15 protein-coding genes and 1 pseudogene are annotated in these 13,555 nt (G+C 59.6%); 8 read left to right on the top strand and 8 right to left on the bottom strand.

Annotated features, from left to right (window positions below; genetic code table 11):
• Positions 1-8: 8 nt before the first annotated feature.
• From PMI09_RS15655 to PMI09_RS15645, 3 genes are all read left to right on the top strand, one after another.
• Complete coding sequence (locus PMI09_RS15655; RefSeq protein ID WP_007795913.1) at positions 9-1,343, top strand: aspartate aminotransferase family protein; 1,335 nt, start codon at positions 9-11, stop codon at positions 1,341-1,343.
• Between the two features lie 194 nt (positions 1,344-1,537).
• A complete protein-coding gene (locus tag PMI09_RS15650) occupies positions 1,538-2,215 on the top strand; it encodes a dimethylsulfonioproprionate lyase family protein (protein ID WP_037083271.1) in 678 nt (225 codons plus the stop codon).
• Positions 2,216-2,335: 120 nt separating this feature from the next.
• Positions 2,336-4,138 (top strand): PAS domain S-box protein, encoded by a 1,803-nt coding sequence (locus tag PMI09_RS15645; protein WP_007795907.1) that lies wholly within the window; start codon positions 2,336-2,338, stop codon positions 4,136-4,138.
• Between the two features lie 28 nt (positions 4,139-4,166).
• On the opposite strand, the pseudogene PMI09_RS32825 reads toward PMI09_RS15645, so the two are convergent.
• Together PMI09_RS32825 and PMI09_RS15635 are read right to left on the bottom strand one after the other, a co-directional pair.
• Positions 4,167-4,873: pseudogene (locus PMI09_RS32825) on the bottom strand (L,D-transpeptidase).
• A gap of 242 nt (positions 4,874-5,115) precedes the next feature.
• Positions 5,116-5,400, bottom strand: a complete 285-nt coding sequence (locus tag PMI09_RS15635) for an acylphosphatase (RefSeq protein WP_007795898.1) — start codon at positions 5,398-5,400, stop codon at positions 5,116-5,118.
• Between the two features lie 577 nt (positions 5,401-5,977).
• On the opposite strand from PMI09_RS15635, the gene PMI09_RS15630 reads away from it, so the two are divergent.
• Positions 5,978-6,649, top strand: coding sequence for a spermidine synthase (locus tag PMI09_RS15630; RefSeq protein ID WP_007795896.1), 672 nt, complete (start codon positions 5,978-5,980; stop codon positions 6,647-6,649).
• A 1-nt stretch (position 6,650) separates the two neighbouring features.
• On the opposite strand, the gene PMI09_RS15625 is transcribed toward PMI09_RS15630, so the two are convergent.
• From PMI09_RS15625 to PMI09_RS15615, 3 genes are read right to left on the bottom strand one after another with little or no spacing between them, the layout of a single operon-like run.
• Positions 6,651-7,445 (bottom strand): HpcH/HpaI aldolase family protein, encoded by a 795-nt coding sequence (locus PMI09_RS15625; protein WP_007795895.1) that lies wholly within the window; start codon positions 7,443-7,445, stop codon positions 6,651-6,653.
• Positions 7,446-7,464: 19 nt separating this feature from the next.
• Positions 7,465-8,328 (bottom strand): sugar phosphate isomerase/epimerase family protein, encoded by an 864-nt coding sequence (locus tag PMI09_RS15620; protein ID WP_007795891.1) that lies wholly within the window; start codon positions 8,326-8,328, stop codon positions 7,465-7,467.
• A 39-nt stretch (positions 8,329-8,367) separates the two neighbouring features.
• Positions 8,368-9,729 (bottom strand): amidase, encoded by a 1,362-nt coding sequence (locus PMI09_RS15615; protein WP_007795889.1) that lies wholly within the window; start codon positions 9,727-9,729, stop codon positions 8,368-8,370.
• Between the two features lie 224 nt (positions 9,730-9,953).
• Here PMI09_RS15615 and PMI09_RS15610 point away from each other — a divergent pair, with 224 nt between their 5' ends.
• Entirely contained in the window at positions 9,954-10,262 is a 309-nt protein-coding gene (locus tag PMI09_RS15610) for a hypothetical protein (protein ID WP_007795886.1), read from the top strand.
• 70 nt (positions 10,263-10,332) lie between these two features.
• Positions 10,333-10,770 (top strand): DUF1810 domain-containing protein, encoded by a 438-nt coding sequence (locus PMI09_RS15605; protein WP_007795883.1) that lies wholly within the window; start codon positions 10,333-10,335, stop codon positions 10,768-10,770.
• On the opposite strand, the gene PMI09_RS15600 is transcribed toward PMI09_RS15605, so the two are convergent.
• Together PMI09_RS15600 and PMI09_RS15595 are read right to left on the bottom strand one after the other, a co-directional pair.
• The gene (locus tag PMI09_RS15600) at positions 10,767-10,955 is read right to left on the bottom strand and encodes a hypothetical protein (RefSeq protein WP_037083219.1); all 189 of its coding nucleotides are present in this window, start codon (positions 10,953-10,955) and stop codon (positions 10,767-10,769) included. The genes PMI09_RS15605 and PMI09_RS15600 overlap by 4 nt on opposite strands.
• A gap of 68 nt (positions 10,956-11,023) precedes the next feature.
• A complete protein-coding gene (locus PMI09_RS15595; protein ID WP_007795877.1) occupies positions 11,024-11,647 on the bottom strand; it encodes a TetR/AcrR family transcriptional regulator in 624 nt (207 codons plus the stop codon).
• Positions 11,648-11,774: 127 nt separating this feature from the next.
• Here PMI09_RS15595 and PMI09_RS15590 point away from each other — a divergent pair, with 127 nt between their 5' ends.
• Positions 11,775-11,984 (top strand): hypothetical protein, encoded by a 210-nt coding sequence (locus PMI09_RS15590; RefSeq protein WP_007795874.1) that lies wholly within the window; start codon positions 11,775-11,777, stop codon positions 11,982-11,984.
• Between the two features lie 78 nt (positions 11,985-12,062).
• Here the strand turns inward: PMI09_RS15590 and PMI09_RS15585 are convergent, their stop codons facing one another.
• Positions 12,063-12,941 (bottom strand): sigma-70 family RNA polymerase sigma factor, encoded by an 879-nt coding sequence (locus tag PMI09_RS15585; RefSeq protein ID WP_007795871.1) that lies wholly within the window; start codon positions 12,939-12,941, stop codon positions 12,063-12,065.
• A 111-nt stretch (positions 12,942-13,052) separates the two neighbouring features.
• Between PMI09_RS15585 and PMI09_RS15580 the strand changes: the two genes are divergently transcribed.
• On the top strand, positions 13,053-13,511 hold the full coding sequence (locus PMI09_RS15580) for a carboxymuconolactone decarboxylase family protein (protein ID WP_007795868.1): 459 nt from the start codon (positions 13,053-13,055) through the stop codon (positions 13,509-13,511).
• Positions 13,512-13,555 lie beyond the last annotated feature (44 nt).

Here is a 13,555-nt window from a genome sequence, read left to right as displayed (position 1 = left end):
ATATAGTGATGGACCAGGTAAGCATGTCGAACCGACTTTCTCTCGAGAATTTCTGGATGCCGTTTACGGCAAACCGCCAGTTCAAGGCCGCTCCCCGGCTGCTCGCCTCGGCTGAAGGCATGTATTACACCGATGTCGACGGCAACAAGGTGCTGGACGGCACGGCCGGCCTCTGGTGCGTGAATGCCGGCCACGGTCGAAAGCGCATTGCGGACGCCGTTGCCCGCCAGTTGCAGACGATGGACTTCGCTCCGACGTTTCAGATGGGCCATCCCGTCGCCTTCGACTTTGCCGAAAAGCTCGCAAGGATCGCACCGGGCGGGCCGGCCGCAAAACTCGATCGTGTGTTCTTCACCGGCTCCGGCTCGGAGTCTGTTGATACCGCGTTGAAAATCGCAATCGCTTATCAGCGCGCCATCGGCCATGGCACCCGCACCCGCATCATCGGTCGCGAGAAGGGCTATCACGGCGTTGGCTTCGGCGGCATCTCTGTCGGCGGGCTCGTCAATAATCGTCGGGTCTTTCCGCAGATTCCCGCAGACCATATGCGCCATACCCTCGACATCGAGCGCAATGGTTTCTCGAAGGGACTCCCGCGGCATGGCGTCGAGCTTGCCGACGACCTGGAACGCCTGGTCGCGCTACATGGCGCGGAGACGATCGCCGCGGTCATCGTCGAGCCGATGTCCGGATCGGCAGGCGTCATCCTGCCGCCGGCCGGATATCTGGAGCGCCTGCGCGCCATTGCCGACAAGCATGGCATTCTCCTGATCTTCGACGAGGTCATCACCGGTTTCGGCCGGCTGGGCACGCCATTCGCGACCGACTATTTCGGCGTCGTCCCCGATCTCGTCACCACCGCCAAAGGCCTGACGAACGGCGCCATCCCGATGGGAGCGGTCTTTGCCAGCCGAAAAGTCTACGACGCATTGATGGTCGGACCGGAAAACCAGATCGAGCTCTTCCACGGCTACACCTACTCCGGTCACCCGGTTGCCTGTGCCGCCGGCATCGCGACTTTGGAAATCTACAAGGAGGAGGGCCTGCTCACCCGAGCCGCCTCTTTGGCCGACACATGGCAGGAGGCTCTTCACTCCCTCAAGGGGCTGCCCCACGTTGCCGACATCCGCAACCTCGGCCTTGTCGGCGCCGTCGAACTTGCGTCACGCGACGGCGCGCCAGGAACACGCGCCTATGACGTCTTCGTGGACTGCTTCAGGAAGGGACTGCTCATTCGCGTCACCGGCGACATTATCGCGCTGTCGCCGCCACTGATCATTGAGACGGGTGAAATTGAAAGGATCGTCGCCATTCTGGCAGATGCCTTGACGCGCGCGCTATAGCAATCACGTCCGAAGCGTTTCTGTTTGGCGACCAACGGCCAAACAGAAACACAACGCGTTCGCTCGACGAAGAATTCTGCCATCGGCCTGCAGGCATCGCGCCAACTATCCTCGGAAAAGGCGCTTCGAACGGTTTGCTTTTTGATCCCGCCGGGATAAGGATCCCCGATGTGACCAAGGAGTTTTCCACATCGATGTCGAAACCCCGGTTGAGACGGGAGGCAGATCTCCTTCTGCATCGTGGGACCAGGGCTGCCAGCGGCGACTATCCTGTGAGCCGCGCGCGCAGGCCTGCCGCCGTGCAACGTCTGATCGGTGCATTGGGCAACATCATGCTGTCCGACGCCGCTCCATTCATGGAAAAATTCGTTGCTGGGAAGGTGTTCCACCTGCTGCAGGAGCCGGGAGCAATCGCAACGAAGCCAGCCACGCCTGTGCCCTTGGGACCTCAGTTGCAGTTTGCACTGCGCAATTTGGCCTCGAAGGGTGAGCCCTTCGCCGAGGTCGCGGCTGCCATCAACGATGTTGCCAAGAGCCTCGAATGGGTTGCGAGCAAGACCGGCCCATTTGCCAGCATCAACATCGAGCATACACATGCGCATGCGGTGGTGGCGGGCATATCGGGCGCGGAGGAACGAGGCGACGTGGCTCTCGGCCTGACGATAATGGCGCCCTACAGCCGCTTCCCAGATCATATACAGTATCGCTCCCGCGTTTTTCTGGCACTATCCGACTGCGAGTTCTCTTGTGACGACAGGGGCTGGCAGCGCGCTTCCATCGGCTCGATTTTCTTCAACGAAGCGGGCCACAACGTCGCGATGCGGTGCACCGCGCGACCTCTTCTGGCGGCTTGGTGTCACGTCGAGAGATAGCTTGAGCGCCTCCCTGATTTGCCTTTTGGGGTTTGCGCGCCAAACTTTTGAATTGTAAAGGCCATTCTAGAGAGGACGAAGCTCCTGCGCAGCAGCGACACATATCCCGAGTCAGGCGAGATGGCCGATCGCATTTATGGCGGTGACTGGGAAGCAAGCGCTCTAGGCCCGCCCTCCTCGTGGCCACTCTGCTTGAAGTCGGCCGTCGACATCATGCTGCCTGCCAAAGCTCAAATTGTCATCTTCTGGGGCCAGGATTTCGTTGCCTTTTACAACGATGCCTATGCGCCCACCATCGGGAGCAAGCATCCTCATGCCCTCGGCCGCCCGGCCCGCGAGAACTGGAGCGAGTTGTGGAGCGATCTGGAACCGCTCCTGCGGCGTGTGCTTGACCACGGCGAAACGGTGGTCGCCAAGGACCGTGCATTCTCTATCGAGCGTCACGGCTATCGCGAGACTGTTCACTTCGACATTTCCTACTCACCGATCCGGGACGAGGAGGGCAAGGTCGGCGGCGTCTTCTGCATTGTCAGTGAGACCACCGAACGCGTTAAGTTTGAAACCGAATTGCGAGAGAGCGAGGACCGGTTTCGTGCAATATTCTCGCAGACGGCAGCGGGTATCGGTCAGTCGGATCTCGCCGGGCGTCTCCTCCTGGTCAACAGCCGCTTCTGCGAAATCGTCGGCTACACGGAAGCCGAGCTTCAGAAGATGCGTGTGCAGGACATCACATTTCCCAGGGATCTGGACGACTACGTCCGATCATTCAGGACAATGTTGGAAACCGGCCAGAGCTTTGACATAGAGAAGCGCTATGTGCGCAAGGACGGTAGCCTCGTTTGGGTGGCTAATTCCATCTCACCGCTTCGCGACACGAACGGAGCGATACGGCAAGCTGTCGCCGTTGTCGTCGATATCACCGAACGCAAGCGCGCTCAGGAAGTGGAGCGTCGCCTTGCCGCGATCATTGCCTCGTCCGACGACGCCATTCTCGGGACCGACCTGAACATGAGAATCACGAGCTGGAACATCGGAGCCGAGAAGCTCTATGGCTATTCGGCCGAGGAAGCGATCGGCCGCTCAGTCATGCTTCTGGTTCCTGATGACAGAATTGAAGAGGAGCCGGCAATCATCCGGCAGGTCAACGCCGGTCTAAGGGTCGCTCCCTATGAGACCAAGCGGCGACGCAAGGACGGACGGCTGGTCGACGTCCTGCTCAGCGTTTCACCGATCTTCGACGCTTATGGCAGGATCGTCGGGGCTTCAAAAATAGCACACGACATCAGCGCACGAAAGGAGGCCGAACGGCTCCAGACCGTTCTCGTCGGCGAACTCAATCATCGTGTGAAGAACGTGCTCGCAACGGTGATGGCCATCGCGCGGCAGACGCTCGGGCGCGAGAAAGCAAACCGAGCGGGCGTGGACGCGTTCGAGGCTCGGCTTGCCTTGATGTCGAGGGCCCACGATCTCCTGACGCACGGCAACTGGGAGCAAGCAGAACTAGAGACGGTCGTCAGACAATCACTTTCTCCCTATCAACAGGACAGGTTTTCGATCTCCGGCCCGAGCATTCAACTTGCGCCGCGAGCCGTCGTGTCGATTTCCCTGGCACTGCACGAACTGGCAACAAATGCCGCCAAGTATGGAGCCCTGTCCACACCGGAAGGCCGCGTTTCGATTGAATGGTCGTTCGAGAGGAATGAACATTCCAGGCTGCGACTGCAATGGTGGGAAACGGGAGGACCGACCGTTACTGCGCCCTCGCGCAAAGGCTTCGGCTCACGCCTGATAGAAAGCCTGCTGGCGGCCGAATTGAAAGGTGAAGTAACGATCACCTACGACCCAGCGGGCGTGGTCTGTGTGGTCGATGCCCCTGTGGGCGGTGGATGGGATCACGAGCACCCGCTTGGATCTCCGCAGTGACATCTGCTCGGCGGCTCGTCCTTCCTACTCACTTTACAAGTAGCGGGGCCTTGCCTTTCACGCGTTCGTAAAGGTCGATGACGTCCTGATTGAACATCCTCACACAGCCAGACGACGCGTTCTTGCCGATTGACTGCCACTCTGGTGAGCCGTGGATGCGATAGAGCGTATCTTCGCCGTCCTGAAAGATATAGAGTGCGCGCGCACCCAGGGGGTTATTGACACCGGGCTGCATGCCCTGCCTCCACTGTTCGAGTTTTGGATTGCGCTTGATCATCGAAGGCGTGGGGGTCCATGTCGGGAACTTTCGCTTCCACTGAATGATCGCGCGTCCCTTCCATGCGCGACCCTTTGCGCCTAGGCTCACGCCGTAGCAATGGCTCGTCCATCCTTCAGAACAAAGTAGAGGAACTTTTTCTCGGTCTCGACGACGATGGAGCCTGGCGGCTCGTCGGTTGCGTAATCGACTTCCTGGCGCAGATAGTCGGGATCGACGGCCGTATAATTTATAGCCGGCCAACGAAATTCGCCGTCATCCACTTCGGCATAGGCGAGCGCATAATCCGGCTTTTCGGAAGCAGGGATCACTGGCTGGGTTTGGGGCTGTCGCTCTTGTTGGGGCGCGACCACCTCGACGGAGGGGGACTGGGCGGCTTCGACAATTCGTTCCGCCGGGAGCTGCGTGCAGGCTGCAAGAAGTGAGATGCCGGCCGCTGCCATCAGCGGCCCGATCATGAATGTGGCATGCAATTTCAAAGATTCCGATTCGTGGTCTGATCAGGTGAGACATGCCCTACTCGCTCATACCATGGCTGAAATATGGTTGAGACTGCCAGAAGTTTCGAGCAACGTCTCGCGCAGTCACGACTGTTGGAAGAGTGCAACAATGCCTCTGGCAGTTGCGGCTTCCCCCGTTCACTTCACAGGGCCACCTCGCCCCATGCACTGAACCACCTCTTCGCCTTCAGTCGGCGTAGCTACACTGTGATCTGGAACCCGGAGGGTATGGCCTCAGGAGATGCCACTTCCACTTCGACAGCAACGACCGACGCGCCGGGCGGTCCTTTCCAGAATTGCTTCAACATCGCTGAGACGGCCGTCTCCTGGCCGGCGATGAGCGCTTTCACGGTTCCATCATCTTCGTTGCGGACCCAGCCCACCAGACCGAGCTGTTCAGCCCGGGCGCGTGTCCAGACGCGAAAACTGACGCCCTGGACCCGACCGGATATCCGCACCAACACTGCCTTCCGATCCTTCCCCATGCTCGTCTCCATTCGCGTGCCTTGTAGGCAATCTGGAACACTGGGACAGAATTCAAGCACGGTCTGTCGCGAAGCATGCGGCAATCGCCAAGCGTCACCAAGACATCGCGCGATTTCAACGCCATATCCCCTCTCGACGCTGGTACAAACCAAACGGCGCGCTATACTCATAATTGCATCAACGTGAAGGGATCTCGATCATGCGCAGGCTTATCGCAGTGACTTCAGTCCTAGTCCTCAGTTTCGCCGGTTCAGCCTTTGCGCAAGCGAATATGGGCATGGATAGCAGCGGCCGCTTCGACGGTTCACCGCCGCTCGGGACTTCCCGCGAAGACGAGGCACCGAGCGGTGGATTCGCAATACCGTTCGACACGTTCCAAACCGGCAGTACGACAGGGTCCGGCAATATACAATGGACGCGATGCCCACCACAGCGCCGTGGGGTCCAAGGCAACAACCAAGCTTGCCTTGAGAGGAACTGAAAGCAAACCTTGCAGCCAACCGCGAGCCCGTTTCCAGGTTCGCGGATCTGCCATTTCTGTGCTAGGGGAACCGCGCAACGCGAGGCACGAATAACATGCTCCCCTGGATCCAGCTTGATTCCGCCCCCATTCCTGAAGAAAGCGGTGAATTGCGTCTCAAACGGCGAGGCAGCGAGTTCTCGATCATGCTGGGCTCGAACGAGCTGATGAACAGCCGCCTGAGCGGCTCCGAGGAGGCGCTCGCAACGCTTTCTCATGAAAGGATCAAGGGGCGTGCGCGTCCGCATGTGCTGATCGGTGGTCTCGGGATGGGTTTCACGTTGCGTGCTGCCCTTTCCGTTTTGCCACAAGATGCATCGATTGTCGTTGCCGAACTCGTGCCGGCGGTGGTGAAATGGGCACGCGGGCCAATGTCAGACGTATTTCAGGGTTGCCTTAACGATCCACGCGTCGCCATCCATGAGGGCGACGTTGGCGAACTCGTACGGCGAAGCAAGGCGCAATTCGACGCAATCCTGCTTGACGTCGACAATGGGCCTGATGGTCTGACGCGCCGCTCCAACGATCGCCTCTACGATTTTGCGGGTTTACGCGCTGCACGCGATGCCCTGCGACCCGGCGGCGTTCTTGCCGTCTGGTCATCAGGTCCCGACGCCGGTTTCACCCGGCGGCTTGGCGACTGCGGCTTTACCGTCGATGCCGTCAACACACGCGCCAACGGCAAGCGCGGTGGCGCGCGTCACGTCATATGGCTCGCCGTCAAATAGATCAGCTTGCCTGGACCCGCCTGGCGGCTGCAATCGCGCTTGCTGCACCTGAACGCAATTGCTGCGTGTCGGCCCCGGCGATAACGAAATCGAAACCCATTTTCAACAGTTCGCCCGCCCGCTCACCATTGCTGCCGAACACGCAGGCAAATTTGCCGTGAGCCCGGCAACGGGCGATCAAGTGCTTGAGAACGGCGTCGACCTGCGCCGTATCGGGTGCCACCTTCGCTCCATCTGACAGTGCGATCGACAAGTCGGATGGCCCGACGAAGATGCCGTCGATGCCGTCGACACGCATGATTTCATCTGCAGCATCAAGGGCCGCGCGCGTCTCGATCATGGCAATTGCCACGGTCTGCTGGTTGGCGGTCGCGAGATATTCGGTTGCCGAAAGCCCCGTATGGTTCATCGCCAGGGTCGGCCCCCAGCTACGCTCGCCGAGGGGTGGGTATTTGGTGGCCGTCGCCAGGGCCCTGGCGTCCGATGCCGAGTTGATCATCGGCGCAATGATGCCGGAGGCTCCCGCATCGAGAAGACGCGAGGCCGATGCGAAATCGCCGACCGGAATGCGAGCGAGCACCGGTTTGCCGGCAAGCCTCCCTTGGCCAATACCAACAGCGGCCGATCCGATATCCCAAACGCCATGCTGCATATCCAACACAACGGCATCAAAGGCCTCTTGCGCCAGATGATTGACGAAAAGCGGATCGGGAATGCCGATCCACGCGGATATCAATCCGCCCTCACCGCTTCGGATCCGCTTTGCGAAGCCGTCGATCGTCGTTGCGCCACTCATGCCATGCTCCTTTCGCGGTTCAGCCAACCGCGCGCTGCTTTTCTTGATGGAAGTCCTCGACGAATGCCTTTTCATGCAGGATGCCGTCCCACTCATCGGCAAAAAACGATGAATCGTAAATCAAGGTATATGGTCCGCTGTAACCTGCCGTCCGGCACGCCTCCAGGCATTTGCGGTAGTCTGCACTGTCTAGCCCCGATCCGTTGAAATCGGCCTTGGCGTGACAGAGTTCCGCACGACGCAAGATGTCGGAAAGCCCCGCGTACTTTGCCGGTGCAGCCCAATTGCCAAGATCGCCATTCAGACCGACCTTGCCTTGCAGAGTATCCAGCAGCCAATTCGTCTCCTTCGCAGAAGCCAGCAGGTCGAACCAGTTCTCGGTGACAATGCGAACGCTACTGTTGTGCGCCTGTTTCGCAAGCCAACCAAGATGGCCCGCTGCCCGCTTGAGGTTTTCTGCCGTCGGCGGCTGCTTACCTGCGATCACCCGCATGTTCTTGGCGCCAAGCGCTTGCGCGATCTCAATCCAGCCGGCGATCCACTGGATATCCCGCTCGGCGGTTTCGCGATGGCTTGGATCCCCATCTTCAACGAGCAGCGTCTGGAGCAGGATCCCAGCGTCCTGAAGCGCGGCGCGCATCTCCGCGAGATAGGAGGGTTCAAGGCTTGGCAGGTGGAACGAGCATATCTCAAGCCGTCCGATGCCACGGTCGGCAAGTTGCCCCGGGATATCGGTCAACGCGGACCGCCCTGGCCCATAGGGCTCCTTGCACGTGGCACTCTTGTCCGGATCGGGGTTGTAGGGATAGACGGCCCCTAACAGCCGATGCAGCGACCATGTCGAAACTGCAAAACGTCCATTCTCCAAATTGCCTTCAGTCATGTTCTCCTCCCAGGAGCAATAGCGACCGTCTTAAATGAGTTATCCGCGGATAACCTCCTCCACCGAGAGCGCTGCGCTGAGAAGTGCCTCGTCCCGTTTGCCCAAGGCAGAAAGCAGCAAGCCTACCGGCATGTCAGCATCTCCCGTCCCGCACGGTATCGATACGCCGCACCAATCGAGGAAGTTGCCAAGCAGCGTGTTGCGCAACGTCTTCCCGTTGGTTGCGAAAAACAAATCGTCGTCGGCTTGAAGCGGCGCGATTGGCGGCGCCACATGGACAACAGATGGAAAAGCGACGAAGCTATCGCCGACGAGGCGCTCGACATCACCTATCAACCTTTCGCGCTTATCGAGGATCGCAAGATAGTTCGCCAGCGTTGTCTTCTCGCCAAGCCTTATGCGCATCACGACGCGGTGATCCATGTCGGCGGCTTGCGGCCCCGCCAACCGTTCGCGGTGAAGCGCAAAGGCTTCGGCCGTGACAAGGGCGCCGTACTGGGCCATGAGCGCCAACAATTCATCAAAAGCCGGGATTTTGATCCGGCTGATCGATGCGCCCTCCGCCGCGAGCCAATCGACTGCCGTCTCGAAAGACGCAACAACCCCGGCTTCCGCACCATCGAACACGACGTTGTCAGGGATCACGATATCGAGCCCCTTGAGCGGCCGGGCAACAATTGCCGGCGCCGCCGCACCGCGCATTCCAGCGTCGATCCAAACCGCATCCTGAACGGTCCTGCAGAGCGGACCCAGCGAATCCAGACTTTTCGCCAGCGGATAGACGCCCGCCATGGGGTAGCGGCCGCGGGTCGCCTTATATCCGACAATGCCGTTGAAGGCGGCAGGGATGCGCACGGAGCCGCCCGTATCCGTCCCCATCGCCACCGGTACGAGGCCAGCTGCCACCGCAACGCCAGCGCCGGAAGACGAACCGCCCGGAACGCGTGGAACATCGCTGCTGCGCGGATTGTGGGGCGTATCGTAGTGCGGATTGAGGCCGAGCCCGGAGAACGCGAACTCGCTCATATTGGTACAGCCGATCGAGACCATGCCCGCCTGCTTCAGCGTTGCCACGACTGGCGCGTCTGCCTGCGCAGCCGGACCGCTTGCCAGAACCGTCGATCCGGCGGTCGTTGTGCGACCCTTGATATCAAAGAGGTCCTTCCAGGCGATTGGAATGCCGTCCAGCATGCCACGCGAGCGGCCCTCTTTCATTCGCTTCGATGAGGCTTTCGCCTCTTCCGTCGCGCGATCCTTCAGGATTGTCGTGAAGACCGCCCGATCGGCATGTGCTTCGATGCCATCGATGACGGCTTCCGTCACTTCGATGGGATCGACAGCTGTCGTTTGGATGAGACTGGAAAGCTGCGCGACGGACATGGCGCCAAATGTTTTCGTCATGGGGGTATCCACAATCTGACTGACCTGCCGAACTAAGCCGAATTTATTCGGCGAGCCAAGCCCTTAAAGTCAAATCAAACCGATTGGTTCGATTTTATGAACACTGCGTTTGTGTATCCGGTCTTCCATTGGGGACCAAGAAAACACACATGGCTTTTGCGTGCTGTTTGCCGGCGAAAGGACGATCATGTGCCGGTGTACGCATCCGTGTAGGAGTTAACAAAATGACAAACGGCGAGAGTTGGAACACGGCGCACGGCGACGTGGTGCACCACCACGCAATAGATGACGAGTTGGACGGCATGGGCGAACGCGAATACGTTGAGCATGTGAATGCGCACAAACCTTCAATATCAGAACGCTTCATCGTTCTTGCAGCCTTTGCGCTTCTGGGCATTGCGGGGCTGACGGTCCATTTGACGGCACCCATGGCATCGGGCCTCGACACGGCAACGGTGGGATCGATCTCGGAATCGTTGCCCGCGGTCGATTACTGCCGTGAGCACAGCCCGTACCCAGACAGATCCTGCTGAGGATCTGTCGCGCTGCGGGCATGGACAACCCTTCCCTGCGATATAGTTATGCGCAAGAGGAGGATCGTCGATGCCCGATGAGATTGACTATAATCTGGGCCGCTTTGTTGACGCGCAGAATGGGGACTATGAGCGGGCGCTTTCGGAGTTGAGAGCCGGACATAAGCGCTCCCACTGGATGTGGTTCATCTTTCCCCAGATCGCCGGCCTCGGCTCATCATTCATGGCAGAAAAATACGCCATCCGATCAGCGGAAGAGGCCGCTGCCTATCTTGCAGATCCCGTTCTCGGCGGCAGGCTACTGCGCTGCGTCGAAGCCGTCCTTGCTATCGAGGGCAAATCCGCGCACGAAGTCTTTGGCTCTCCTGATGATTTCAAGCTGCGCTCTTCCATGACGCTGTTTGCGGCGATCAGCGAACATGGATCGCCTTTTCACAAGGTGATTGATCGGCTCTATCGGGGAGAGTTCGACGATCGCACCATCCAGTTATTGGACGCGAGCAACTAAAGTGCGCTCGAATGCTCCAGCACGTCGATCTCAGCAGATAATTCATTGATCCGCTCTCGCAACTCTTGATCGGTGCCGTCATCGATCTCTTCGTCGCCGAAGCAACCGCGCGCCTCATAGAGCTCGAGCTTTGCCTCGAGTTCGGCTCGTTTTGCATACAGACGGTGAAGGTAGGTGTAATCCATGCCTTTACTTCCCACATCGTCCGAAACGAGTGTAAAGGCGTATGGTTCCCGCCGATCGGCGGGCGCCATCACGCAAAAGCGGTGATGGCAGCGTTGCAGGCCTTCGAGAAATGATTGCAACATGTGTCGTTGCCCATGGCTTGGCGCGTCACGCGAGCGCCCTCAAGAAGGAGCGTCAGCGTATCGGCCAGCAGTTTCGGTTCGCGCGCACCGGCTGAAAGACAGAGCGCTTCCAGCCTGTCGCGTTGCTCTGCCTTGTGGCGTTCGATCACGCCATAGGCCGGATGCCCCTCGCCTTTGAGCTCGATGGCTGCATTGGCAAGATCACAGCCAACATGTTCACCGCAAAGGCTCTGCGTTCGCGCTTCGACCCATGCCCTGAGCTGCCCTTTCGGATCGCCCGGATGGGCCGTCTCGAGATCGCGCCAGATCGCCTCGGCTTTTTCCGAAGCGCGGCGCAGCGTCTCGCAGACCAGCTCGTCTTTAGAGCCAAAATGGCGGTAGAGCGTCATCTTGTTGGTCAATGCGGCGTCTGCGATCGCATCAACGCCAATGCCGCGGATACCGTGCTCACGAAACAGCTCGGCGGCGGTCGAGACGATGCGCTCCCGTGGCGGGATTTTCTCGTCAGTATTTGCAGGAGACAGCAGGCTCGATGATTCTGATTTTTTTGCGGACAAGGTCCTTGACATCCATGTGACCGATCGGTAACAAATGCATTGTTACTTACCGGTAACACCACTTCTCGCTGAAGTCAACGTGGTTGAATGATGCAGCCGGGGTGGAACACGGGCTACCGCCCACGAAAGGAGGCAAACCATGAGCAAGACCAGAGAAGACCTGACCATTACCGAAGCCCTTCGCGACCCCCTGATCGCCATGGTGCTCCGCGCCGACGGCGTGAAACTTGACGATTTCAAGCGTCTGCTTGAGACGGCCGCCAAGAAGCGCGAACAACGGACCTCTCCAGTGGGCAAATTTCTGAGCGTGATCTCCAACAACCCAGCGGCCATGTGCAGCTATTGCTGAAGTTTCGGGTGCTTCCCTGCCCCTGTGAGAGTCGTCGCTGACCAAGCGGCGGCTCTTTCGGTTTGGGGATCGGCGCCACTATTCTCCCAGCAACTCGTATTTTAGATGGCCGAGATACTCGGGGGCAGCAACCGCATCGATCGCAGTGATCTTCTCCTCTTCGAAAGTCAGAAGCAGGACGACGCGCAGTTGTCCACCCACAACAACCACCAGCCCGAACTCTCCATCGATCAGCGCGGGCTGGGCGGCCTGGGCCCGCCCCTTGAAGGTTTCTGCGACGGCATTTGCGCCGCGAAGCTCGTGAACGGAGGGGTTATAGCGCATCGCTGTAGCGTCGGGGGTGAAGACCACCTGCGGATCGAGGATCGAGAGCAGTGCCTTGATGTCGCCAAGACGCGAAGCCGCAAGGAACGCGTTGACGATCTGCTTCTTGCGCGCGGCGTTCGCCTCCGGGACATCGGTCCTGCCCTGGACCCGACGGCGGGCGCGACTTGCGAGCTGGCGCGTTGCCGCCGAAGAGCGGTGAATGATCGGCGCAATGTCGTCGAAGGGCAGATCGAACATATCGTGCAGTACAAAGGCGACGCGCTCGGCCGGCGCCAATGTCTCCAGAATGACGAGCAGCGCCAGGCCGACGGAGTCGGCAAGGGCCAATTCCCGTTCCGGATCGGTCGCCTTGGACGTATCTGCGACGCGCTCATGAACGGGTAGGTCAAACGGCTCTTCTCGCCTCGTCTTTCTTGATCGCAGCACGTCCAGGCAGATGCGTGCCACAACGGTCGTCAGCCAGCCGCCGACATTGTCGATCGTGTCCGCATCAGAACGGCCGAGCCGCAGCCAGGCCTCTTGAACGGCGTCGTCGGCCTCAGCGCGGGAGCCGAGCATACGATAGGCGACGGCGCTGAGATGCGCCCTGTTCGCTTCGAATTCTCCAGCCAGCCAGTTTTTCTTATCCATTGTCACATTCCTCCAGCCTGTTTCGTCAACTCCATGACGAACGAAACCCGGCCGATGTGACAAAGCACAGCCGGCGGCGTCATTTGGGAAAACACCTCAAGGAGACATATGATGCAAGCAAGAATGGGAAATCCAGCCGTCGTCGTCCCTGAAGCGATGCAGGCTCTGCATGCCCTCGGGACAATACCGGCCAAATCAGGTCTTTCGCCAATCCTGTTGGAACTCGTCAATCTGCGCGCCAGCCAGATCAATGGCTGCAGCGTTTGCATCGACGGGCATCCGCGCATTGCCAAGAAGGCGGGCGAGACGGATGAGCGCCTGTTTGCTGTTAGCGCCTGGCGCGACACGCCGTACTTCACGCCGGCCGAACGGGCAGCCCTTGCCTTGACGGAGGCGGTCACTCGCGTCAGCGATCGCGCCGACCCGGTGCCCGATCACATCTGGGACGAAGCCACGCGGCATTTCGACGGCAAGAGCCTGGCGGCCCTCGTCATCGCCATCGCCAACATCAACGTCTGGAACCGACTGAACATCGCCACCCGGCAGATCGCCGGCGAATGGAAGCCGTAAAACGGGATCGGGCCGCCGTCCCGTAGACAGCGGCCCGACAAAAC

Source organism: Rhizobium sp. CF122, from assembly GCF_000282035.1.
In the GTDB taxonomy this organism is placed as follows: domain Bacteria; phylum Pseudomonadota; class Alphaproteobacteria; order Rhizobiales; family Rhizobiaceae; genus Rhizobium.
Note: the sequence above shows the minus strand (reverse complement) of the source record. Positions and strands in the feature narration are given on the sequence as shown.